This window comes from Tenacibaculum profundi (genome assembly GCF_052050075.1).
GTDB lineage: Bacteria > Bacteroidota > Bacteroidia > Flavobacteriales > Flavobacteriaceae > Polaribacter.
On sequence record NZ_CP197225.1, the window covers coordinates 761298 to 787299 of the forward strand.

Sequence of the window (26002 nt, forward strand, 5' to 3'; positions counted from 1 at the left end):
AACTTATGAATATAACAAGAAATCTCACCGTAGTTTACATGGTTTATTGCTTGCTACTCATAACTGCAACTGCAGTAGCACAGTCAAGACCTCCAGTATTAGTTTTACATGGAAATAATAAGTATATAACCTATTTTAACACTCAAAATGATCTTACCGCTCACTTAATAAAACAAGGTATAGTAGATCAGGCAACCGTTGAATTCTGGGTTAAGAAACCTCTTAATAAATCTTTAGCTTCCCCAAAAAAAAGAGAAGGTAAATGGTTGTATTCAAATTTAAAAGAAGGCGAAAAGGAATTTTCGTTAGCAGGAGAAAAAGGAATACTACAGTTAAAAATGGGCAATATATTAAAATCCATTGTATTAAATCAAGATGAAAACTTTTGGGATGATCAATGGCATCATATTGCCATAAGTTTTAAAGCATCAAGTTTAAAATTATATGTTGATGGAAATAGAAAAGCTGAATTTCCTTTCTTAAATAGCTCTTTTCAATTAGGAAATATGTTTTTTACAGAAACTAATGATAACGAATTACACATAGCAGAATACAGAGGATGGAGCAAGCTTCGTACTGCTCAACAAATAAGAGAAAACAGGTTGTTGACATATTCTCAAAACCAAAATAATCTAGAGCGTTTGAATAGTAACGGTTTGGTAGTTGCTTATGCAGATAAAAATTATGTTGAAAAACAAGTGTTTATTTTACCAATTAAACAAATTACTTGGGATAATATGATTAAGTCTGCTATTAATACGAGCATACCAAAAGCTGCAAAAGTAACTAGTTCCATAAATATTGAGGGTGAAAAAAAATTGACGTTGGCTGAATTAAGAACCAATGTTGATCACCCAATCTATAGTTTAAAAGATGTATTACTTCAAGCGTCTGATGGGAGTGGGAAAAATGCTGCAGGGAAAGCAATTATAAAATTAAAATGGCCTCATATTTCAGGAGCTAAGAGTTATATTATAAGTCGTAGAAATCTATCAGATTCCTTTAGTAATTTTACTCATATAAAAACGCATAAACCAGCTTCTAACACAACCGTATCCTCTTACCTAAGTTTTGAAGATGGATCAATTTTACCAAACGAATTGTACCAGTACCAAGTTATTGCTGAAGGTGTTGAAGGTAGTAAACCAGGCTTGGATAATGGCTTTGTATTTGCAAACGGAGTGGTTAAAGGTAAAATTGGAACACCTAAAAATATTGCTTCTCAAAATGTTCTTGTAAAAGCGACCCCAGAAAAAGATTCTAAAATACCAGGAAATTCCTTACTCTTTACCAAAGAAAGTACACCGATAATATTTAATGAGGTTTCTTTATTCGAAGAATTAAATAACCAAGGAACTATCGAGTTTTGGTATAGAACTCCGAATACTAAATCGGCTACCAACACTATTTTTAAATTTAGCGAAATGGAAATTCGCATGACTGAAGAAGAAGTGCAGTTGTTTTCAAAAGATTCTAAAACAGATAATAAATCAACTCTTTTTATGTCTGCTCCTAGAACGAATGACACTAATTGGCATCATTATGCATTAACATTTGGCGCTGACGGTGGAGCTATCTTTATAGATGGAGGAAAGAAACTACCTGCTGGAGAAGAAAAGCCTTTTACTTGGCATGGGGCTTCTCAAACTTCTTTTGAAGTAAATTTAAATACAGTTTCTAGGTATTCTTTAAATAGCTTAATACAGAATCGTTATGAATTGGATGAGTTGAGAATATGGAAAGTAAAAAAGCCCGTTGAAGAAATTCATAAATATTGGAATATCATTTTAGGAGACAATGCACTTCCAAACTTAGAAGCTTATTATCGATTTGATATTGGAGATAAACATAACATCTATAACCAAGCAGCACAAACCTTAGGCAGGTATAAAGGAATTTCCTTTAAAGAAATTTCTTTTACAGAGAAACAACCTTTTACAAAGGAGATAAAAACAAATGTCTCTGTAAAAACACCTCTTACTTATGGTGTTTATACCAATACGGATGGAAGATATAGATTTAATAGTATCAATTCTGGTCGTCAAAATTCAGAACAAGCAAATAATTATTTAACCTATAGAATTACTCCCACAAAGCCTAATAATGAATTTACACCCGTATCAGATATACGAAACATACCAAGAACACTGGCATTAAAAGAGCCGGAACAGACTAATTTTACTAATATTTCTTCATACGAAATAACTGGTAAGGTACTTTACGTAATTAAAGATCCTGGAAAAACTGAAAATAAAATGTTTCCAACAGTACAGAATACAGCAATCTTATTAGACGGTAAAGAAGTTACCAGTACTGAAGTAGGATCGTTAGTTCGTACTAATAACGAAGGAATATTCGGTATTTCTGGTGACCCAGGAAGACACAGAATTTCAGTAGGCCAGCCTAAATTAGAAACGTCAAGTATAGCTATTGACCGCATAAGTTTGGATTTCAAATCGAAAGGGTATGCCGTTTCAAAAGCAAACATTGCCAATGCAGCCGATCAAGGGTTTACTTGGACTGGATTTATAAAACCAGACGTCGATATACCTACAGTTGATTCAAATGGAGAGAGTGCTATTCCAGCAAAGCAAACTATATTGCACTGGGGAGCTATTCAGCTAGAGCTCCGAAACAATAATGAGTTGGTACTGAAGTCAAAAGGTGCTGATTTACTATCGAAAACCATTGAAGGAAATTCTCAGTATAATTTCTTTGGAATCACAAAAGATGTTGAAAATAACGTAATTGGATTATGGGTTAATGACAATTATCAAACACATCCATACACAAGAGAAGCAATCGATAGTAAATTGTATTTGGGAGCAAGTTATGTAAGCCCAACAGAAATGAGTAATCACGCTATTGCAAATATTGATTTTATCGAGTATAGAAATAGCCATTATACGAGTCAAGAACTCAATGAAATCAAAAATGGTAATGTACTAGCAAAAGATAAAGAGAGCTTAAAGTTAACCTATAATTTTGAGCACACTCATGGAACGAGAGCTGTGAACTTAGCTACGGGTACCGGAACTACCAATAACTATCTAAGCTTGCACGAAGGGGCTTACTTTAACGATAAGTCAAATGCGAATTACATTCGAAAATTTGCTTTTGAATACAAAGCTTTTGAGTCAGGAGATGCGGTAGCATTGGTAAATCCGAAAAATACTAAGGAATACCTGTTTAATTTAACAGAGCCCACAGCAAATATCAATTTTGAGAACATTACACGTCGTTCTTTTGTAGGAAATATTGTAATTCCATGCAATAACAATGTAGGAAACTGGACAGGGAAAATTATTCGTACCGATGTGCAGTATCCAAAATATGAACGCACTATTAAAGCAAGTAATTTTAATGATGAGAATAACCTGTTTACAGTTCATGACTTATTACCAGGGCATTATCGTGTACATATTAAGAGAGAAGGAACTAACGACGAGGTACGTTCCTCTATTATTGACTTGCGTACAAGCAATAAAAGTTATGATTTTCAATACCGTAACGATTTAGAGATTGATTTAGCCTTGTACACCGTTACAAAAGAAGAACTGGAAACCCTTACTTCTATGGATGAGCTAGCAAATAAGCGCATAGATCCAACATGTGGTGCTGATCAGTCTATTTATAAACTAGAATCAGGAAAGAATATCCTTGCTATAGTTTCGGTATACGAAGACTACAACGGAAGTAAATGCCCTGTTGAAAATGCAACTGTACATCTTAGCGGAGATTTAATTATAGCACCGACCAATGGTAAAACTGAAGGTATTGGAAAAAAATCGTTTTTAACTTTTGTTGGAAGCCCAAATTTTGTGGGTGATTATTTACGTACTATGGCCATAGTAGTGAGTCATAACAACCGAACTAAAACAGTTACGAAAAAAGCTTATGTTACTGGTTCCCGCAGGGGTAATCAAGATTTTACCTTAAAAGATCCAACGGTAGGATTTATATTGTATGATCCGCCTGGAGATACGAGTTCAGCAACCTTGAGTCGAGGTGCAACCTATTCATTTAGTAAGTCTACAGGAGGTGGTTTAGATGTTAATACGGCCTCAGATATTAGTATAGGAACTGATGCCGAAACGTCGATGATAAGCATGGCAATTACAACGGCATTAGGAGTTGGTGCAGGACAGGGTATAATTTATACTACAGTAGATTCGGAGTCTAAATTTACCGGAAAGATAGATGCGAATTTTACCTATCGTCACACCGAGCAAAACAGTACCAGTGTTTCTCTAGAGCAATCAATAAGTACTTCTTCAGACGAGAATTATGTAGGAGCCGATGCCGATATATTTATCGGATCATCACGTGTATTAACCTTTGGTACAGGAAAGACTCTTCTCATAGATTCAAATTGTAAACCAGTAATTGATACAGATACAAAGATCATGACCGCGGATAAATTGACTCCGTTTGTATACACTCGTCAAGAAATTAATGACAATATTATCAGGGGTTTACAAGAGCAATTAATTAAAAGACACGATTTACTTATTCCGATAAAAGAAGAGGAAAAAGAAAAACGTAATTCTTTAGATCTCCAAGCTACAATTGATGGTTTCAAAATCGATACTAACAACCCAGAAACAGATAAAGCCTTAGTAGACTTTATTTTTCAAATTGAGCAATGGAAACGAATAATAAAACGTAAAACCAAAGAGGAACGATTGGCCTATATAAACGAGCAAACCAAAAAATTAGGAAATACAACGGCCGATTTAAAAGAAGTGGGTAGCGATTTAGGAAGCTCGATAACAAAGTTGGATTCAGAAATATCATTCAGTGCTCTGACTTCTACTACCTATACCTTAACTAGAGGAAGAGAATCTAGTACTCAGGATTCAGGAGGATCGACTTTTGGTGGAGGAACTAGTATTAATAATTCAACAAATCTGTTCGGAATATCTTTCAGTATTATAACGGATATCAAAACCTTAGGCGTTGTAGAATCCAGTGATACGAATACAAATACGAGTGGTCGTATTGATAGTTTTACCTTGTCAGACAATGATCCGGGAGATCACTTTAACGTACGAATTGGGCGTGATAAGATCTACGATACGCCTTTCTTTTATACAGTTGCAGGAAAAAGTATGTGTCCTTTTGAATCGGGAACAGTTCCAAGAGAAGGGGTAGAAATTACGGTAGATAGCGCTGTGAAATACGGTACAGGAGATGAAAGTATACTGTATAATTTGACATTACGGAATACCCAAATTGCGAATGATGCTACTCGTAAAAAGTACAAGGTAGGAATAAATGCAGCGTCAAACAGCAAAGGGGCCGAAGTGTTTTTAAACGCCTCTCCAATATTTGAGCCTACAACGGCTTCTGAAATTAACTTTGATTTAGATGGAAATTCACCAACAGGAGTAGTTCAAGAAATAAAGGCCGAACTGCGTATTAAAAGAGGTATGGATTCACCAGAAGAAATTTCCTATGAAAATATTGGAATTCAAATGTATTCTATATGTGAGCAAAAAGATGAAGAGTACAGAAGCTACCGTGTTGATGAGTACAACGAAGTAGGGGTAGTACCGTTCCATGAGATTTTTGTAACGGCACACTTTAAAGGAGCGTGTGTTAGTGAAATTGAACCTGAATTACCAACCAATAATTGGGTTGTCAACAATACGAATGAAAACAAATTGGAATTTCGTTTTAGAATACCTGAAGTGATAAATAAGCAAGTGGATGAGAAATTTTCTGTGGCCTTAGAATACGCTTTACCAGGGAATAATGAAGCTTTTGAATTGGAAAAAATGTCATTGACAGAACTCTATGAAAATATGGATAAAAACACCGGTTTCATTAGCTATACAGCGGATGTATCTAAATTGGCAGATGGAGAATATCGCTTTAGAATTGCTCCTGTTTGTGATGATGGGGGAGCAAATTTACCCCCCAGTAGAAAAAATCCAACACCTTACGTAGAAGGACGAATCGCGCGCTTGCCTCCTGAGATTATCAGTACCAATCCAGTAAATGGAGGAGTATTGTCTCAGGGATATATTACGGCTGAATTTAACAGAGCAATCAATTCAGCAACCGCTGTAAACACCAGTTTCTCTTTACGAGGAATCTTAGGTGGTGTTCCAGAAGATTTAATTTCTGCAGCGTTTGATAATGTAAATGACGAGGTAATCATTCCGCATAAACCTGTATTTAATTTGAAGAATAATACCCCCTTTACGATTGAAGCATGGATACAGCCGAGTTCACTACCTGATGGATTTACTACTGTTCCTATTTTAAGAAAAAGTACTAACTTTTCTATAGCCCTAAATAGCGCAGGGAAAATAGTGGTCAATGATGTGGTACAAAGTGAAAAATCTTTGTCTCCTTTTAACTGGACTCATGTAAGTATTGTATACGATGGCTTAAAAACAGTAACCATCTATTATAACGGTGATTATGTTGGTTCTGGACATCTTTCTAATTTGGTAATCAATGAGGATCCAATAGAAATAGCGAAGGCGGAAAATGGAAAATCTTTTACAGGGAAACTCGATGAGGTTCGTATTTGGACCACTCAGCGTAGTCCTTTAGAAATTGTATCTAAGATGGACAAACAATTAATAGGAAATGAATCAAATCTTGTTGCTTATTTTGTTTTTAATGATAATGCATTAGAAGGAACGAATGGTGCTCCAGATGAGGCTATTCGTGATTTCACAGGAAATGCCTCTGGAACCACTGCAAAGGGATTGAGTTTTGTTTCAGGAATTTCGGAAGCTGCCCCTCTTGATATTACTAAAATAGCAAAGGATCTGCAGTTTACGGTAATTACTTCAGCCAATAATACGAAGGTGCATTTAGTACCTGTATTTGGTGCTTCTTTTGTCGAAGGAGCACGATTAACAGCTATGGTATTGGATAAAAGATTAGAGGACCCTTCTCAAAACAAAATTGGAGGAAAGTCATGGTCTTTTGTGGTGAATCAAAATACCATTCATTGGAGCCAAAATAATTTGATTATCAATCAAGAACAAGGCAAAGAAACTAAAATTTCGTCTATCGATTTAAATAATTCTAAGGGAGGAACTGCTGTAAAATATCGATTTAAACAACTGCCATCGTGGCTTAAGGTATCTAAAAGAGGAGTTCCTATTGAGAAGGATAGTTATCAAAGTTTAGCAGCTGGATTTATAGAACGAGAGCTAGACTTTACGATAGCGCCCTATCTAAATCCTGGTATTCATAGTGCAAATGTTTATATTGAAGTTTTCCAAATAGGAGAGAATAAAGAAACGCCAATTGGTATAGAAGCTTTTCATTTAGAGGTAAATGTAACTTGCCCTGCTCCTAACTTTGCAGAAAATTTTAATATCAATGACTTTCTCGGTCAGATGACTATTACAGGAAACTTATTTTTTGATCAAAAACAATCTAAAGATACTCAAGATATTGTTGTAGCTTATTTTAATGGAGAGTATAGAGGTCAAGCTAATGTAGAGGCTAACGGTCTTGTAAATTTAAGTATTTCTGGTAACCCATCAGAATTTGGAGCACTTAGTTTTAGTGTTTGGGATGCATCAAAATGTATGGAATATAAACAGATCGAGGAAAAATATTCATATAGCTTAAGAAGTAATATAGGTTCGATAGCTAACCCTGTTCGGTTTACAGTAGGAAAACGAATTGCGAAAAGAATCGTACTGGTTAAGGGATATCAAGAGTTAAGTTTCAATGTTAGAGATAATGATTCAGGTATGAAACTATCGTTAAGCTCAATAAAAGGACTAGAGGCGGGAGATGAGATACGAGATATCGAAAATTTTAGTTTAGTTGCCCGTGTTGCACGAGATGGTTCATTTATAACTACTTCAGAAAAAATAAAATCCTTAGATATAAGAAAAGCATATATCCTAAAATCTTCTTCATCAAAATTGATGAGTGTTGAAGGGGTATTGGTACCTTTAAATACAAATATAAAAATAGAGGCCAATAAGACGGTTGGAATACCGTATTTCCCTAATAATCTCCGAACAATTCAAATAGCCTTAAATTCTTTAAATTCTACTACGGTAAGCATTGGAGATAAAATAAAAAGAAGAGGATTAAAGGCAGAATATTCAAAGAATGGATGGCAAGGGAGCCTAACTCATCTTACGCCTGGTCTAGGTTATTTGTATGAAGCAGCGAAAGAAGGAATACTAAATTATGCAGGCATTCCTAATATACCAATATTAATTACTGAAGAAGAACCATTAGATATTTCTGAAGATTATATAAAAGAAGCTTCCAAAATAAATTGGAAAGTTGATAGAAATGCTTATTTAAATTTTATGTACTTGACCGCAAAAATAGGGTCGGTTGATATTGATGTAAATAAAGAATACACCATCGGAGCTTTTGTTAATGGAGAAGTAAGAGGTATAGCAAAGCCATTGTTTATTGATGGAGAATACAAATATTTCATGGGTATTGGAGGCGATGAAGGAGAGGCTGTTAGTTTTAAATTATATGATGGTGAAAAGATAATTGATTTAGATAATCATTTATCATTCATTAAGGAAGAATCTTTAGGAAATATTGAATCACCCTATACTTTATTGTATTCAAATAAGCTTAGAGGATCTATACTTGAAGATAAAAACTACATTTTAGAACAAAATATATACAATCAAACAAAGGGCTATGGTACACTAGTTTTTCAGGTTCCAAATGATCAGTTTGTAGAGGTAAGTTTATACAATGTTGTTGGTCAAAAAATACAAACATTATTTTCTAAAAAAGTAAAAGGAAAAATAAAACATTCACTGAAGTTAAGAAAGGAAAACTTAAACCTCTCTTTGAGGTCTGGTGTTTATTTTTTCAGATTAAAAACAAAGGATAAAATTGTTACTAAACAAATGATTATTGAATAGAAAAAGGGGGAATTTCCCCCTTTTTTATTAAAACTTTTCGAAAACGCCAAGTCCAAATAATGCAAAATTAGATATTACAGGGTCATTTTTATCAAAATCTTTTAATACAGTATCTAGTTCAACTAGAGCTTTCCAGTCGTTTTGCTTACGATTTAAAATTCCTATTTTACGAACGGTATTACTAGAATACAATGGTAACAGCTAAAAAATCGGATATATTTTCACTTTCTTTTTTAGTAAATTAATTAGGTATTACATTGCTGCTCCCAAGAAAGGATGCTAACATAAGTACTGGAAAAAAATTGTTCATTAATTTATTCATTTCATTTTTAATTACTCACAATTATCGGACATACACAATTGTATATATTTCCTTTGAAAATACAGCATTAATTCAAACCTCCTATAACCATACAAAAATCAACAATAGAAATAATTTAAAGGTACTTTTTATCCAAATAAAAGCGCTTACAACAATTAAAACCAACTATATGCATTTATTTCACTTACCATAATTATGTTAGAATACCCTTCCCCTATTTTATTATAATCTGAAAACCTACAAATTAAATAATTCGCTTAAAGATAAGATCTTATATAGCTAAAAGAATTCAAATTATTAAAACATTCGTTTTCAATAACATTTTAATCATTCAACGCATAATCAGCTACAATTATTTAGTAAGAGCATAATAATTTTTATTTACACCTAAAACCTTTAATATCTAAAATTTAAGTTATAGCAATAATCCTGAATTACAAACAAAGATTATCGCCTGAAAAATTTTAGTTTGCTTTTTTGTAAATATTATAAAACCTGACTCCATCAACTTGTATTTTTAACGTTGACGGATTTAATATTGTAAGTTTAGAGTCATCGATTCTATATATAATGTTTTCTTTTCTTAACTTATATACCTGTGATGATTTATGTGACTCTTCAACGCATTCACCTTTAGAATTAGCTCCATAAGTAACTATATCAAAGCTTAAGTCTCCATAAACCGTTAGTTTATTTTTTTTCTTGCAACGATCAAAACCACTTGTAGAAATTGGGTCTACATATTTATGTAATTTCCAAACTCCAATTATTGGGTCATTTGACTGCATAGACTTTTGTTCACCATCTGAACATGCCGCTAAAATTATAATGGGGATAACTAAAAAAAAAGCTCGTTTTTTCATCTTGATTTAATATAAATTTTGGGGATAACTTATGTTTATAAAAGATTATTTTTCTTTTAATACATTTATATAAGATCTAGTTAATGAAATTTTTCTTTAACTAATTAAATTTTCAAAATTATAGCCGGCATGTCAAAATTAAAAAATAAATAGATAATTCTTTATTAATAGCGTTAAAAGTACTAATCCTTTTTGTATTCAATTCAAACACAAACCCACAAACCCACAAACCACTCAAAAATAAACATTATAACTACTATTTTAGTATGTAATTTGTCATTAAGTAAATAGTATTTAGAATACTTTTCTACAATCTTCTCTTTTTTATTATTTAAACTTTGATTTTTCTTTTGCACCTTTTAAAACTCTAAGAATAGTATGCGACTGTTGAGGTATATGATAGAACTTAAAAGTCATTATATTTAAGTTAAAATAAACTAGTAACACACTTAATATTTACAAAGACCCATACCATGTTATTTTCAAAATTTAAATTAATCTTTGCAGGAATACTTGGCCCAATTATTTACCCTCTTAATTTCAAATCTTTCATTACCTTATTAAATGTTTCAGAAGTTGGTGTCAAATACACTTCTTCATCAACAAATAATGTAGGGTATTTTATAACTCCCTCATATAACTCTTTGGTATGTTTGTTTGCATCATCATCATCATAAACATCTTTATAAGTAAATGATAATTCTGTTGATTTTAAAAAATTACGATAAGCAACTGAGTAAGCATGCCCCTTTTTTCCGTACAATGTTATCTTCATTTTATTCTTTTTGTACTTATAAAATTACAAAAACCTATTTATTTTAATTGGAGAATATTGTTTCAATAAAAAACATTTGATATTTCATAAAAATTTTGGAATTTTACTTATATTTGCATAAGTACTTATATAAATAATAATATATGGATACATTAAGAGGATTAGGAGAAATAGGAATAGCCTCAAGATTGAAGCGCGTAAGCGAATATTTAATGAGAGAAACTCAGTTTGTTTACAATACTTATAACATTAATTTCGACCCTTATTTATTTCCAACTTTTAAAATTATAAAAAACAAAGACGGTATTACGAATACAGAAATTAATAGCTGTCTTAGAACTACACAGCCTGCCACTACCCAAACCATTAATAAATTATTAAAAAAGAATTTAATAATTCTAAAACACGACAAAGTAGATAAAAGGAAAAAAAAAATTTATTTATCTGATGAAGGTAAACAATTGATTAAAAATGCAACTCCAATATGGGAAAGTATCGAATCTATTGTTAAAAAATACACCTCTTTTAATTCAAATTCACTTCTTGAGCATTTAAATATTTTAGAATCACAATTTGAAAGTAAGAGCTTTAGTAAAGCGATTATTGAACATATAAATATGAAAAATTTAGGAAATACCGTAAAAATAATTGATTTCAGCAGTGAATACCGAAGTAAATTCTACGAACTGAATGTTGAATGGATCAAAAAATTTTTTTATGTTGAACCTTTTGATGAGGAAGTATTGAGTAATCCCGAAAAATACATAATTGATAAAAATGGTTATATTTTTTTCGCAAAACTTAATAATACCATTGTAGGCACTGTAGCAATAATGCCTAAAAACGGCGTTTATGAGTTAACTAAAATGGGGGTATCACCAGAACATCGTGGACATAAAATTGGGCAAAAGCTGGTACAACATTGTATTGATTTTGCCAAAAAATTAGAACTTGAAAAGTTGATTCTTTATTCAAATACTATGCTAGAAAATGCTATTTATATTTACAGAAAGTATGGATTTGTCGAAATTCCAGTTGAAGAAAATTGTATTTACAAACGTAGTGATATAAAAATGGAATTACGATTAAATCCTCTTGAACAGTTTTGTAATTAAAACACTGTTTTAAAACAATTTAAAGAAAATTGTATTTACAAACGTAGTGATATAAAAATAAAATTACGGTTAACTCCTCTTGAGCAGTTTTGTAATTAAAACACTGTTTTAAAACAATCTATTACTAAAAATACATATAGAAGATTTTCATAAAAAAATTAAATTAAAAACGCAAAAAATTAATTAACAAACAAATAACGAATATTTTTTACAATACGATTTTTAATTAAATAGTTAAAATTAAAAAAAATAGTATTTTTATAATTGTTGATATTTTAATTATCACACAGTACAATTTTCTCAAAATTTACTGTTATTTTGAAAATACACTATTTTTATGAAAAGACTAATACTAGTAATTTATTTGATTTCTTCCTTAAACACTTTTAGTCAAAATTGTAATGGAGAAACATTAAATAATAGTGAAATTACTGGTACAGCTGCTTTCTGTTCAGATACAGGAATAACGTTTTGCAATTCTTTAGCAGACGGTAGTAACAGCCCTAGTAAAGAAGCTGCTCTTGGTCCAAGTTATGGTTGTCTTGAAAGTAGACCCTATCCTTCATGGTTTTTTATAAGAGTAAATAAAACAGGAATTTTAAACCTAACCATAGAACAAAAAAATTTATTGAATGACCCCATTGATGTTGACTTCATTATTTGGGGACCTTATACAGAAACTGAAATTGATAATATTAAAGGAGGTGACTATAGTCTATTAAAAGACAACAACATAAAAGACTGTAGTTATGCCATCGATTCCGTAGAATTTTTAAGTGTAGATGCTGTTCAAGATGGGGAATATTATGTAATACTAGTCACTAATTTTGAAGAGGAAGAGGGTACAATAAGTATGAATAGCACAAATCCTAATGACGTTAATAATGCTAAAACAGACTGTTCAATAATATCATCTACACTTGGACCTGATCGAAAAGTATGTGACGGGACAGAAATAACTCTAGACGGAACTCCTCCAAATAATTCAAATATAAATTATAAATGGTTTGTTAATACGGGATCAGGATACAGTGAAATTTCCGGTGAATCCAATGCAACTCTTACTATTAACAATAATATTTCTGGAACATATAAAGTTGAAATAACCGATGACTCAGGAGGTATGGGAAGTGATGAAGTAGAGATAAAATATTTTCCAAAACCAATTACCAATAATATAAATGACATATTTCATTGTGATACTGATGGTGATGGTTTTCATACTTTTAATTTACAAAATTTAATTACACCTGCCATATTAAATGGGCAGGATGCTAACCAATTCGAAGTTGTTTACTATTCCAATATTGATGACGCCAATGCCAATGTTTCAGGGAACGCACTTTCAAATAATTTCACAAATCAAATTGCCTTTAGTACAAGTAATATTTTTGCCCGAATTCACAATAAGAACGCTCCAACAGCTTGTTATGAAGTTACGCAGTTTAAAATAACTATTATTGCTGAACCTGTAGTAGCTCAACCTTCGGATTATATTGCCTGTGATGATATTTTAAGTGGTAGCGATACTGATGGAATATTTAGTAGTTTTGATTTAGCTTCAAAAGATGCTGAGATTTTAGGTTCTTTACCTTCAACTGAATTTTCAGTAACCTATCACACAACACTCTCTGGTGCTCAAACCAATGCAATTACAGATGTAATTGATAAAAATTCTCTTTTTGTAAACACCATTCCTAATAGTCAAAAAATATATGTTAGAGTTGAAAATAACGCTAATGTAAACTGCAATGTTATATCGGATCCAAATTCATCTAATTTCAAACCCTTTGACTTAATTATTAATAAACTACCGACAGTTACTCCGAATATTGATTTCAAACAGTGCGATACTGATACTGACCTAATAACAGCATTAAATTTGACAAAAATTGAAAAAATTATATCTCAAAACTGGGCCCAAGAGAATTTCAAATACTATTTGAATCAAAGTGATGCTGATAATGATACTAATCAGATTAGTACTCCAGAAAATTTTAATGCTGTAAATGGACAAACAATTTGGGTTAAAACTATTAATAGTTATCAATGTTATCGAATTTCTACAGTAAACATTATCATTAGTCATGCAAACAATGTGGTGTATAACAAACAATTCTATGAATGTGATGATTTTCTTACTGCAGATGGTGAGAATATAGCTAATAGTAATAATAATATGGATGGAATTACCAATTTCAATTTGAGTTCAGTGATCTCCGATGTAAAAGCTCTATTCCCAATTAATTTACAAACAAATCTTGATATTTTAATTTTTGAAAACATAGCTGATAGAAATATTCTTAAAAATCCTATTTTAAACTTATCTAATTATCGAAATAAGAATATTCCTGCACTATCTCCGCAACCTCTTTTTATAAAAATAATTAACTCCTCTAACAATGAATGTGTTGGTCTTGGTGAATTTTCTATTTTAACTGGTATACCAAATGTTAATGAAATAACCCCAATCATTCTTTGTGATGATCAAGATAGCGGGTCTAGCTCTGATGGTCAAAATATTGGAATTAATTTACGTTCAAAGATTAGTGAATTAGTGGGTTCTCAAAATGCCAATGATTTCGAAATTACTTTTCACATAAGTTTTAATGAAGCACTTACAGCTCAAAATCCAATAAATAACGATACTTCATTTAAAAACACAGTTTCTCCTAATTTTAGACCAGGAGAAGTAAGCGAGCAAACGGTCTATGTAGCTGTTAAAAATAAAGTTACAGGCTGCATAAATGCAAATACCAAATTAAAAATTAAAATCAATCCTGTACCTGAATTATTAACTTCAATAACTCCAATTGAGCTTTGCGATAGTGGTGTTAAAGATAATGACAAGAGAAATGGTCTTGAACAAAACATAAACTTAAGTCAAAAATATAATGAAATATTAAATGGGAGAAATAGCACTGATTTCAATATTTCTTTTCATAAAACTAAATTAGACTCTTATTCAGGAGATAATTCTCTATCCACTGTGTATGACATGGATGAAAACAACACCAATATTATTAATAACATTGGAGAAGAAATTTTATGGATTCGTATTCAAAATAAAATAACAGGATGTGCATCAGCAGGAACTCAGCTGATATTAAGAATATTTCCAGAAATCATACTCCCTACCAACATTACTGACTACATTGACTGCGATAACGACAACAATGGGACAACCAGTGATACAGATGGAGTTATTGAGAATATTAATTTAAACACAAAAATTAATGAAATATTATTGAATTATGATGTGTCTGACTTTTCTAATTTTAATGTTTCTTTTCATAACTCTCTTAATGAAGCAAATACAAATAGTAACCCTATCAATAATTCAACATATACGAACCTAAGAACACCACAAGATATATTTGTAAGGGTTGAAAACAAAAGATCTGGATGTTTTAATACCAATGTAAACTTTCAAATTATAATTAACCCACTTCCCTACTTCGAAGTTTCTTCCCCTCAAACCATTTGCATGAACAACCCGCTTCTAACTATTACTGCTGAAAGCCCATTGAATAATGATTATCAATATGAATGGATAAATGATCGAAACCCCAATATTATTCTTGGAAATAATCCTAGTATTGATATATCAAATGGCGGAAACTATATTGTCACTGCAAAAAATAGAAATACTAATTGCAAAAGATCTTTATTAATTCAAGTGAACGAATCTAATGAACCCTCAATTTTAACAAATGATATTATAGTTACTGACGATACTAATAATAATGGTAGCAATAAGTATTCAATTGCGATTAATAATAGTAATAATAATTTAGGAATAGGAGATTATGAGTTTGCTCTTGAAAACGAAGATGGTGAAACAATACCGTATCAAGATAAACCAGAATTTAAAGGGCTTCAGGGAGGTATTTACACTCTTTTTGTACAAGATAAGAATGGTTGTGGGATGGGAACTTTAGAAATTCCTTTAGTGGAATTTCCAAAATTCTTTACTCCAAATCAAGATGGTTTTAATGATAAATGGATGGTAAAAGGGGTTAACCAATCTTACTTTAGTGAAGCATTAATAACCATATATGATCGATTTGGAAAAATTATTATAAAGCAAGATATAAACAAAGATAATGGATGGGATGGAAATTACAACGGACAACTACAACCTTCAAATGACTATTGGTTTGAAGTAATATTAACAGATAACAAAAACAAAACCTATATTAATTCTGGTCATTTTTCATTAATCAGGAAGTAATAGAGAATAGAATACTTTGAATATAGAAAAAATAAAAGCAGTTATAGTTAGTTATAACTGCTTTTTTTACTTCAAAATATTACCTTTCTATCATAAAATAAATTTTATTTAAGGTATTTTTTCTTTTTCATCTATTTTAATTAATTAAGCTATTGCTGTTTCCTTTTTGGTAGTTTTCTTAATCACTTTTTTTACCTCAAACTGGTTTGAAGTGTTTTTAGATCCTCCAGCTTTTAAAGCATTATCACCAGCAAAAAAGGTTTTATGATCGTCACCTAAATCAGATCCAGCCATTCTTTGATGTTTTACACATGACACTCCTTTTCTTATTTCTTGTCTTTGTACTCCTTTTACATAAGCCAACATTCCCATTTCTCCAAAATAACCTTCTGTTAAATCATTCATATGAAGTGCTGTTGTATGATAGGTAGGTAACGTAATTAAGTGATGAAATACTCCTGCTTCTCTCGCCGCATCTAGTTGAAAAGACTTAATTTTTTCATCAGCTCTAAAACAAAGTTCTGACTCATCATATTCAGCATCCATTAAATTATTTCGATCATAAGCTGTCATATTTTCTCCTTCTGCTAACATTTCATCGTACACCTGATTTCTAAAATTTAAGGTCCAGTTAAACGACGGTGAGTTATTATATACTAATTTTGCATTGGGTATTACTTCTTTAACTCTATTTACCATACTAGCTATTTGCCCAACATGTGGAGTTGGTGTTTCAATCCATAATAAATCTGCACCATTTTGTAAACTTGTTATACAGTCTAACACTACCCTATCAATATTAGTTCCCTCTCTAAACTTATAGAGTCCATTTGCTAATCTTACTGGTCTAACCAGCTTCCCTTTTCTTTTTAAAAGTACTTCATTATCTGAAACATTTTCAATGCTTACCTCCTCACACTCTACAAAGTCTAAGTATTTTGAAGCTAAATCTCCTGGTTCTTTACTTACAGGCAATTTTTGAGTTAAACCCGCTCCTTCAGAATCCGTTCTGGCTACAATCACTCCATTATCAATGCCTAATTCCAAAAATGCATACCTAACGGCATTCAACTTTGCTATAAAATCTTCGTGAGGAACAGTTACTTTACCATCTTGATGACCGCATTGTTTAGCATCTGACACTTGATTTTCAATTTGAATAGCACAAGCCCCAGCCTGAATCATTTTTTTTGCTAATAAATATGTTGCCTCTTCATTACCAAAACCTGCATCAATATCAGCTATAATTGGTACAATATGTGTTTCGAAATTATCAATAGCAGCCTGAACATCTTCACCATTTTCAAGTCTCCTGTACAAATCATTCAATTCTATAGCGTCTGCTTGTCTTAAAAAGTTATAAATCTCTTCAATAAGCGCTGGTACAGCTATTTTTTCATGCATTGACTGGTCAGGCAGTGGCCCAAACTCAGAACGTAATGCAGCGACCATCCAACCTGATAAGTATAAATATTTCTTATTCGTTGTTTTGTAGTGCTTTTTTACTGCGATCATTTTCTGTTGAGCCACGAAACCATGCCAGCATCCTAGCGATTGTGTATAATTAGAAGGGTTTTTATCATAATCAGCCATATCTTTTCTAATAATATTAGCTGTATACTGTGCTATATCTAAACCTGTTTTAAATTGGTTTTGAGTAATCATTCTGGCTGCATTATGAGACTTAATAGCGCTCCATTTATCTCCATACTTTTCTTTTAGCTCAAGTACCGTTTCTAATGCCGATCTATAACTTGTTTTTTCTATATTTTTCATAATATTGTACTTTGAAATAAGTTTTAAATAATAATTCTTATGGCCCTGCAAATGTTGCCGCATTTGTGGGGTTTTTTTTATAAAATTTTGTATGCTGGTAAGGTTAAAAATTCAATAAAATCTTCCGTTAAAACAAGTTGATCAAACAATGCTATTGCCTCATTAAATCTACCCGAATTAAAGCTGTCTTCACTAACCAAATCTTTAATTTTCTTTATTTCTTCTTCTTTTAAGGAATGATACAAGCCTTCATCAAACAATTGACCACTGTCTAAAGAAACTTGGCTTCGAAGCCACTGCCAAATTTGAGTTCTAGATATTTCGGCGGTTGCGGCGTCTTCCATCAAATTATATAGAGCGGCCGCACCATTTCCGGTTAACCAACTTTCAATATATAAGATCCCTACATTGATATTATCTCTAATACCTTGCTCAGTTATTGTTCCTTTTGGCAATTCTACTAATGACTGCTCTGTAATTATTAAATCATCAATTCTTTTATCTATTTGATTTTTATTTGGCATATATTTATTAAATACATCCATTGCTATTTCTACCAGAGCCGGATGTGCCACCCATGTACCGTCATGCCCATTCTTCGCTTCTTGCTCTTTATCTTTTTTTACTTTTAAAAAAGCTTGATTGTTTGCTTCTTCATTATTTTTTACCGGAATTTGTGCAGCCATACCTCCCATTGCATGAACTCCACGTTTATGACACTTTTGAATTACTCGAAGTGAATATGCCTCCATAAATGGTGTTTGCATGGTTACTTGACTTCTATTCGGTACAATAAAATCTTTGTGCTTTCTAAATTTTTTAATGTAAGAGAATATATAATCCCATCGCCCACAATTCAAACCTGCCATATGATTTTTTAATTCATATATAATTTCATCAAGTTGAAAACTTGCCGTAATAGTCTCAATTAAAACTGTTGCCTTTATAGTTCCTTGAAGAATTTTTAAATAATCTTGAGCGAAAACAAACACTTCATTCCACCAACGTGCTTCCAGATAATGTTCTAATTTAGGTAAATAAAAATAGGTTGCAGAGTCCTTTTTTAATAATCTTTGAATGTTATGAAAAAAGTACAATCCAAAATCTACCAGAGAAGCACTAATCTCCTCGCCATTAATGATTATATGACGCTCATTCAAATGTAAACCTCTTGGTCTAACCAATAATACCGATGTAATTTCATTTAATTGGTAACTCTTACCTTTCCTCTCATCATACAAAGAGATTGTTCCATTTACAGCATCACGTAAATTTATCTGACCATCTAAAATATTTTCAATAGTTGGTGAATTACTATCTTCAAAATCAGCCATAAAAGTTTTAGAACCAGAATTTAAAGCATTTATAATCATTTTACGATCTACTGGACCTGTAATCTCCACCCTTCTATCTAATAAATCTTTTGGTAGCGGTGCACAAACCCAATCTGACTCTCGTATATCTTTAGTCTCTTCAGGAAAATTAGGAAAGTTACCAGCATCAAAATAAGCTTGATAGATTTTTCTATCTTCTAATAATGATAATCTTTTTTTGTTAAACTTCTCATGTAAAACGACTAAAAAATTTAACGCTTCCTCTGTTAACACCTCCTTGTAGCTATCTGTTTTAAAACCTGTTAATTTAATTTTTTCGGTAATTGCTTCTGTGTTCATGATTATCATTTTTTATTTGACACAACAATGATAGGAATTATTTTTGAACTCCACAAGCGAACGTTCGCTATTTTTTAAAAGTTTTCTAAATTTATTTATTCGCTATTTATTATTACCTTTGATTTTATGCATATAGAAGATGAATATATTCGACTCATTTTTGGGCTTAAACTCAAACAAATAAGAACAGAAAAAAAATTATCTCTTTTTGGTTTAGCAAAACTTACAGGATTATCTAAATCTTATTTAAACGAAATTGAAAAAGGTAAAAAATATCCAAAACCAGATAAAATTGCAATTTTCTCAGAACAGCTAGACGTTCCTTATGATCATTTAGTTTCTTTAAAACTAGACAAAAATTTAGCACCCATTGGTGAAATTTTAAAATCAAAAATTTTAAAAGAAATTCCACTAGAGCTATTTGGGATTCAAGAAAAAAACTTAATTGATATTGTTGCCAATGCCCCGGCTAAAGTAAATGCATTCATAAGTACGATTATTAAGATATCTCAGAATTACAACCTTACTAGAGAAAGCTTTTTTTTAGCCTCACTAAGGTCCTATCAAGAGGCTCATAATAACTATTTCGAGGAAATCGAAGAGCATGTTGAAAATTTTGCGAATTCTTATCATATCAATCTTGAAACTAAAATTTTTTCACAAGACTTGGAAGAAATTTTAATTGAAGAATTTGGTTATACCATAGACAATAAAGAACTCAACAAACACTCCAATTTACTTGAATTAAGAAATATATACATTCCCTCAAAAAAAACACTCCTTATCAGTAGCGATATCTCTGAAGCTCAAAAAACTTTTATTTACGCCAAAGAACTAGCGTACAACCATTTAAAAATAACACATAGACTAAACACATTTCCCTGGGTGAAATTTGATAACTTTGATCAAGTTTTAAATAATTTTATAGCTTCTTATTTTGCTGGCGCTTTAATTATTCCTAAAAAAACTTTGGTTGAACGATTAAATGTGTTTTTTAGTTTAAAAAACTGGGATAAAGAAGAATTTATAAAAATTATTGAGACCTATAATTGTTCAGAAGAAAGTTTTTACCAAAGGTTAACAAACATTCTTCCTAAATTTTTTCACATAAAGAATTTATTTTTCCTTCGTTTTACACACAAGTTGGGCTCACCAAAATTTAGACTTACCAAAGAACTACACATAACTCAACAGCAAACACCTCACGCAAATAGAAACAATGAGCACTATTGTAGGCGATGGGTTTCAATTCAGTCTATTAAAAAATTAGAAAAAACAAACACAAATTCTGCTTTTGGAATTCAAATATCATCCTACGAAAACCCAGAAAATAAATATTTAGTCTTGTCATCTGCAACACCTGATCCATTTCGAAAAGAATTAAATAGAAGTATCTCTATTGGCTTTCTTATTTCCTCTCATTTGAAAAAGAAACTTAAATTTATTGATAACAGTGAAATAGAAACTAAAGAAGTTGGCGTTACTTGTGAAACATGTTCGCTAAACGATTGCGATGTTCGTGTGGCAGAACCGTCCAGACTTGAAAGAGCTGTTGAATACAAAAATATTGAGAAAACGGTATCAGAAATACTTAATAATTATTCTTAAGGAATATTTTAAAACAAAAAGTCCTAATAAAATTTGATAGCTAATTGAAAGTCTACATTTTCACTTTGATGCTTATTCAGTAATTTATTATTTTAGCACTAACTTACAAACAACGATAATATCTTTATGAACCTTACCTTTAACAAAAACGAAGATCACAATAAGCTTTTATTATCAGATTTACGCAGACGCCTAGCCAAAGTAAAACTTGGCGGAGGTCAGAGTAGAATTGATAAACTCCATGAAAAAGGCAAAATGACTGCCAGAGAGCGTGTTGATTATTTATTGGATGATAACAGTAAATCTATTGAAATAGCCGCCTTTGCGGGAGAAGACATGTATAAAGAACATGGAGGCTGTCCCTCAGGAGGAGTTGTTGTTAAAATCGGATATATACAAGGAAAACAATGTATCGTTGTTGCCAATGATGCAACAGTAAAAGCCGGAGCTTGGTTCCCTATTACCGGGAAAAAAAATTTAAGAGCTCAGGAAATTGCTATTGAAAATAAATTGCCTATTATTTACTTAGTAGATTCAGCCGGGGTTTATTTACCTATGCAAGATGAAATCTTTCCAGATAAAGAACATTTCGGAAGAATTTTTAGAAACAACGCGGTAATGAGTAGTATGGGTATTACGCAAATTGCTGCAGTTATGGGTAGTTGTGTAGCGGGTGGAGCTTATCTACCAATTATGAGTGATGAAGCCCTAATTGTTGATAAAACAGGAAGTATTTTCTTAGCAGGAAGTTATTTAGTAAAAGCCGCTATTGGAGAAACTATTGATAATGAAACTTTAGGTGGAGCCTCAACACATTGTGAAATTTCAGGAGTAACCGATTATAAAGCAAAAGACGATAAAGACGCTTTAAATACTATAAAAAATATTATTGACAAAATTGGAAATTACGACAAGGCTGGGTTTAATAGAAAAGAAGCACTTCCTCCAAAAGAAAATGAAAATGAAATTTACGGGATTCTTCCAAAAGCTCGTCACGAGCAGTATGATATGCTCGAAATTATAAAACGTTTGGTGGATAATTCTGATTTTAAAGAATATAAGGAAGGCTATGGACAAAGTATCATAACGGGGTATGCCAGAATTGATGGTTGGTCAGTTGGAATCGTCGCAAATCAGCGTAAATTAGTCAAAACCAAAAAAGGAGAAATGCAATTTGGTGGTGTTATTTATAATGACTCTGCCGATAAGGCAACCCGTTTTATTGCTAATTGTAACCAGAAAAAAATACCATTGGTTTTTTTGCAAGACGTTACAGGATTTATGGTTGGAAGTAAATCGGAACATGGCGGAATTATTAAGGACGGTGCAAAAATGGTAAATGCTGTCAGCAACTCTGTGGTCCCTAAATTTACCATTATAATAGGAAACTCCTATGGAGCAGGAAATTACGCTATGTGTGGTAAAGCCTATGACCCTAGGTTAATTGCCGCTTGGCCGAGTGCTGAACTAGCTGTTATGAGTGGTGCTTCTGCAGCCAAAGTTTTATTACAAATTGAGACCGCTGCTTTAAAGAAAAAAGGAGAAGAAATCACTCCTGAAAAGGAGAAAGAATTATTTGAAAAGATCAAATCTCGTTATGATAATCAGATTTCTCCATATTACGCTGCCGCCAGAATTTGGACAGACGCAATTATTGATCCTTTGGATACTAGAAAGTGGGTTTCTATGGGAATAGAAGCCGCTAACCACGCTCCTATCCAAAAGCCATTCAACCTGGGCGTTATTCAAGTATAATATTTATGTAAAATCACAATTGAAACCCCATACAAATGAAAAAGAAGTTTATCATCAGCTGTTTTATTTTATTTGGAATCTTTATAACCTATCAAACCTATATTTTTGTTTCTCCAAATGAAGATAATATAAATCCGATTTATCTGATCCCTGACGATGCTGTATTTATTATTGATACTGAAAGACCTATTGATACTTGGGATGAAATAAGTAACAGTGTAATATGGGAACATCTCCAAAAAAATGATTACTTCAACAACATAGCAAAAAGTTTAAGCACGATAGACAAATCTTTTAAAGAACAAAAACACCTAATAGAATTTCTTGGTGAACGTGATTTCTTAATATCGCTCCATGTTTATAAACCTAAAAGTATTGGTCTATTCTATACTGTTGATATTGAAAAGCTATCGAAACTAGAGTTTTTAAAAAATTCAATTGCTAAACTTGCTGGAAATAATTTTGAAGTTACCAAACGCATATACAAAAATCAGGAAATTACAGAAATCTTCGATAAAAAAGAGAGGGAAACACTTTATGTTAGTTTTTTAAAAAATCAATTTATCGCCTCTTATACACATCTACTCGTAGAAAAATCAATTGATCAATATCAAATACCTGTAATCGGAAGAGATGTTAATTACATTGAAATTAATAAGGAAACTCCTGATGATGGTCTTTTTAAATTATTCATTCAGTATAAATACTTCAATAACTATTTAGCGTGTTTTTCTAATAAAATTGGAGCAAAAAATCAAAACGCCAAGGAAAAATCTTGGCTATATTCAGGATTTAATATTGGTCTTAAAGAGGGTACTACTATTCAAGCTGACGGGTTTACCAATTTTGATTTAACATCTCAAAGCTATTTAAAAGCTCTTCAAAAATCAGGAAAAGGAAAAAGGACTATAGCTAAGATTGCCCCTAAAAATACAGCTTTATACGTAAGCTTTGCTTTTGACAGTTTTAATGTTTTTTATGAAAATTTTGAAGCTCTCAAAGAAGAAAATCAAACACTATTTGATAATTACAATAAGCAATTAAGTGATGTTGAAAGTATGCTTGATATTGATGTAAAAGATGCAATATTTAGTTGGATTGGAAATGAAATTGCTTTATTACATATCAATGATGAAATTTCAAAAAAGAAGCAAAATATTGCCGTTGTTTTGGCTACGAAAGATATTGAACAAGCTAGAGAAAAACTAGAATTTATCCTGTCTAGAATAAAAGAAAAAACCCCTTTAAAATTCAAACATATCAACTACAAAGGCTATGATATTAATTTTTTAGATTTAAAAGGCTTTTTTAAAATGCTTGCGGGTAATTTATTTTCAAAAATGGAAAAACCCTACTTTACCATTATTGACAATTATATTGTTTTTAGTAACAGTCCGAATACTTTGAAAGAAATTATAAATACACAACTCATTGGATACACATTAGCTTCTAATCAAAACTATTTAGATTTTAACGATCAATTTGATGAAAAATCAAGCGTTTTCGCTTATGTAAATACTCCTTATATTTATGATGAACTATATTCTCTTGCTGATTCAAAAACAAAAAATAGTATTCGTAAAAATAAAGAATATATTATTTCTTTTTCTCAAATAGGATTACAATTGATATCTGAAGGAGATTTTTTTGAAAATTATCTAGTGATTGGCTACGAAAATCCACAAACTGTTTTACAACATCAAAAAGAAGATCAAAAATTACGAGATATACTTGTTCAAAAAATATCAAAAAATTTGGACACCATTATCACGCAAGAAACAATTTTCAAATTACCAGAAATATATCCTAACGATTTAAGCGCTTCAGAATATATAAAAAAATATGAAAATGGAAAAATTCATATTGAAGTTGAACTTAAAAATGGTTTAAAACATGGTTATTATAAAGAATATTACAGGAATGGTAACATAAAAATTTCTGGTAAATTTAAAAAAGGGGTTCAAGTTGGCACTTGGAAAAGCTATGACAAAAAAAATAAAGATATTTTATTCAAAAAAAGATTTTAATTGTAAATTTTTACTGCAATAATTACATTTGCATATACTAAACAATTTTTTAGAAATGGGAAGAGCATTTGAATTTAGGAAAGCAAGAAAAATGAAACGTTGGTCAGCTATGGCCAAGACCTTTACTCGTATTGGTAAAGACATCGTAATGGCTGTTAAAGAAGGTGGGCCTAATCCTGAATCGAATTCTCGTTTACGTGTCGTTATTCAAAATGCAAAGGCGGCAAACATGCCTAAAGATAATATTGCTCGTGCAATAAAAAAAGCGTCTGACAAAAATACAGAGAATTATAAAGAAGTTCTTTTTGAAGGGTACGCTCCACACGGTATCGCCGTATTAGTGGAAACAGCAACGAATAATAACAACAGAACTGTCGCAAATGTTCGTGCTGCTTTTAACAAATGTAATGGAAACTTAGGTACTTCTGGATCTGTTGCTTTTATGTTTGATCATACAGTAAACTTTAGAATAAATGAATCTTCTTTAGGAATGGATCTTGAAGAATTTGAACTTGAAATGATTGAGTTTGATGTGGAGGAAGTTTTTAAAGATGAAGATGGTATTCTTATATATGCTCCTTTTGAACAATTTGGGGCTATTCAAAAATATTTGGAAGAAAATAATTTAGAAATTCTCTCTTCTGAATTTGAAAGAATTCCAACGACTACAAGCGCTTTATCTGATGAACAAAAGGAAGAGGTTGAGAAACTCTTAGATAAACTTGAAGAAGACGATGATGTAAATCAGGTATATCATTCAATGGAAATTTAAATTATAAAAAAATAAAAAACCTTCTTTGTTAGTCAAAGAAGGTTTTTTATTTTAATTTTCTATCATTAAATAATTCCTTGTAATTTTCCCCTTTTTTGACTATTACAAACTAACCTTTCTGTATTACGAAAACACCCTTTTCCTACTTCAGTTAAGTATTTTTGTCTATTCTCAACATAGTTTAAATTACCCAA

At 31.5% G+C, this 26002-nt stretch carries 11 protein-coding genes and 1 pseudogene; 7 read left to right on the plus strand and 5 right to left on the minus strand.

Translation table 11 applies throughout. The features are described from left to right. Positions 1 to 5: 5 nt before the first annotated feature. Positions 6 to 8888: a LamG-like jellyroll fold domain-containing protein gene (locus ACSIGE_RS03050; RefSeq protein ID WP_440881321.1), complete on the plus strand. Its 8883-nt coding sequence runs from the start codon at positions 6 to 8 to the stop codon at positions 8886 to 8888. A gap of 27 nt (positions 8889 to 8915) precedes the next feature. Here the strand turns inward: ACSIGE_RS03050 and ACSIGE_RS03055 are convergent. The 3 genes and pseudogenes from ACSIGE_RS03055 to ACSIGE_RS03065 form a co-directional block, all read right to left on the minus strand. Continuing rightward, positions 8916 to 9086: pseudogene (locus ACSIGE_RS03055) on the minus strand (DUF2400 family protein); the annotation flags it as partial. A gap of 588 nt (positions 9087 to 9674) precedes the next feature. After that, positions 9675 to 10073, minus strand: coding sequence for a hypothetical protein (locus tag ACSIGE_RS03060; RefSeq protein WP_440881322.1), 399 nt, complete (start codon positions 10071 to 10073; stop codon positions 9675 to 9677). A 526-nt stretch (positions 10074 to 10599) separates the two neighbouring features. Further along, positions 10600 to 10848: a glutaredoxin family protein gene (locus tag ACSIGE_RS03065; RefSeq protein ID WP_440881323.1), complete on the minus strand. Its 249-nt coding sequence runs from the start codon at positions 10846 to 10848 to the stop codon at positions 10600 to 10602. Positions 10849 to 10991: 143 nt separating this feature from the next. Here ACSIGE_RS03065 and ACSIGE_RS03070 point away from each other — a divergent pair, with 143 nt between their 5' ends. Then, a complete protein-coding gene (locus ACSIGE_RS03070; protein ID WP_440881324.1) occupies positions 10992 to 11963 on the plus strand; it encodes a bifunctional helix-turn-helix transcriptional regulator/GNAT family N-acetyltransferase in 972 nt (323 codons plus the stop codon). Positions 11964 to 12300: 337 nt separating this feature from the next. Further along, positions 12301 to 16197 (plus strand): T9SS type B sorting domain-containing protein, encoded by a 3897-nt coding sequence (locus ACSIGE_RS03075; protein ID WP_440881325.1) that lies wholly within the window; start codon positions 12301 to 12303, stop codon positions 16195 to 16197. A 144-nt stretch (positions 16198 to 16341) separates the two neighbouring features. On the opposite strand, the gene ACSIGE_RS03080 is transcribed toward ACSIGE_RS03075, so the two are convergent. Continuing rightward, positions 16342 to 17973, minus strand: a complete 1632-nt coding sequence (locus tag ACSIGE_RS03080) for an isocitrate lyase (RefSeq protein WP_440881326.1) — start codon at positions 17971 to 17973, stop codon at positions 16342 to 16344. A 77-nt stretch (positions 17974 to 18050) separates the two neighbouring features. Then, positions 18051 to 19646, minus strand: coding sequence for a malate synthase A (gene aceB, locus ACSIGE_RS03085; RefSeq protein ID WP_440881327.1), 1596 nt, complete (start codon positions 19644 to 19646; stop codon positions 18051 to 18053). A 126-nt stretch (positions 19647 to 19772) separates the two neighbouring features. Between aceB and ACSIGE_RS03090 the strand changes: the two genes are divergently transcribed. The 4 genes from ACSIGE_RS03090 to ACSIGE_RS03105 all read left to right on the plus strand — a co-directional run bounded on the left by ACSIGE_RS03090 (position 19773) and on the right by ACSIGE_RS03105 (position 25808). Then, positions 19773 to 21254, plus strand: a complete 1482-nt coding sequence (locus ACSIGE_RS03090; protein ID WP_440881328.1) for a helix-turn-helix domain-containing protein — start codon at positions 19773 to 19775, stop codon at positions 21252 to 21254. A 126-nt stretch (positions 21255 to 21380) separates the two neighbouring features. Next, positions 21381 to 23009 carry an acyl-CoA carboxylase subunit beta gene (locus ACSIGE_RS03095; protein WP_440881329.1) on the plus strand — a complete coding sequence of 543 codons (1629 nt, stop codon included), beginning with the start codon at positions 21381 to 21383 and terminating at the stop codon, positions 23007 to 23009. Positions 23010 to 23044: 35 nt separating this feature from the next. Continuing rightward, a complete protein-coding gene (locus ACSIGE_RS03100) occupies positions 23045 to 25036 on the plus strand; it encodes a DUF3352 domain-containing protein (RefSeq protein WP_440881330.1) in 1992 nt (663 codons plus the stop codon). A gap of 55 nt (positions 25037 to 25091) precedes the next feature. Beyond that, the gene (locus ACSIGE_RS03105) at positions 25092 to 25808 is read left to right on the plus strand and encodes a YebC/PmpR family DNA-binding transcriptional regulator (protein WP_440881331.1); all 717 of its coding nucleotides are present in this window, start codon (positions 25092 to 25094) and stop codon (positions 25806 to 25808) included. Positions 25809 to 26002: the final 194 nt, after the last annotated feature.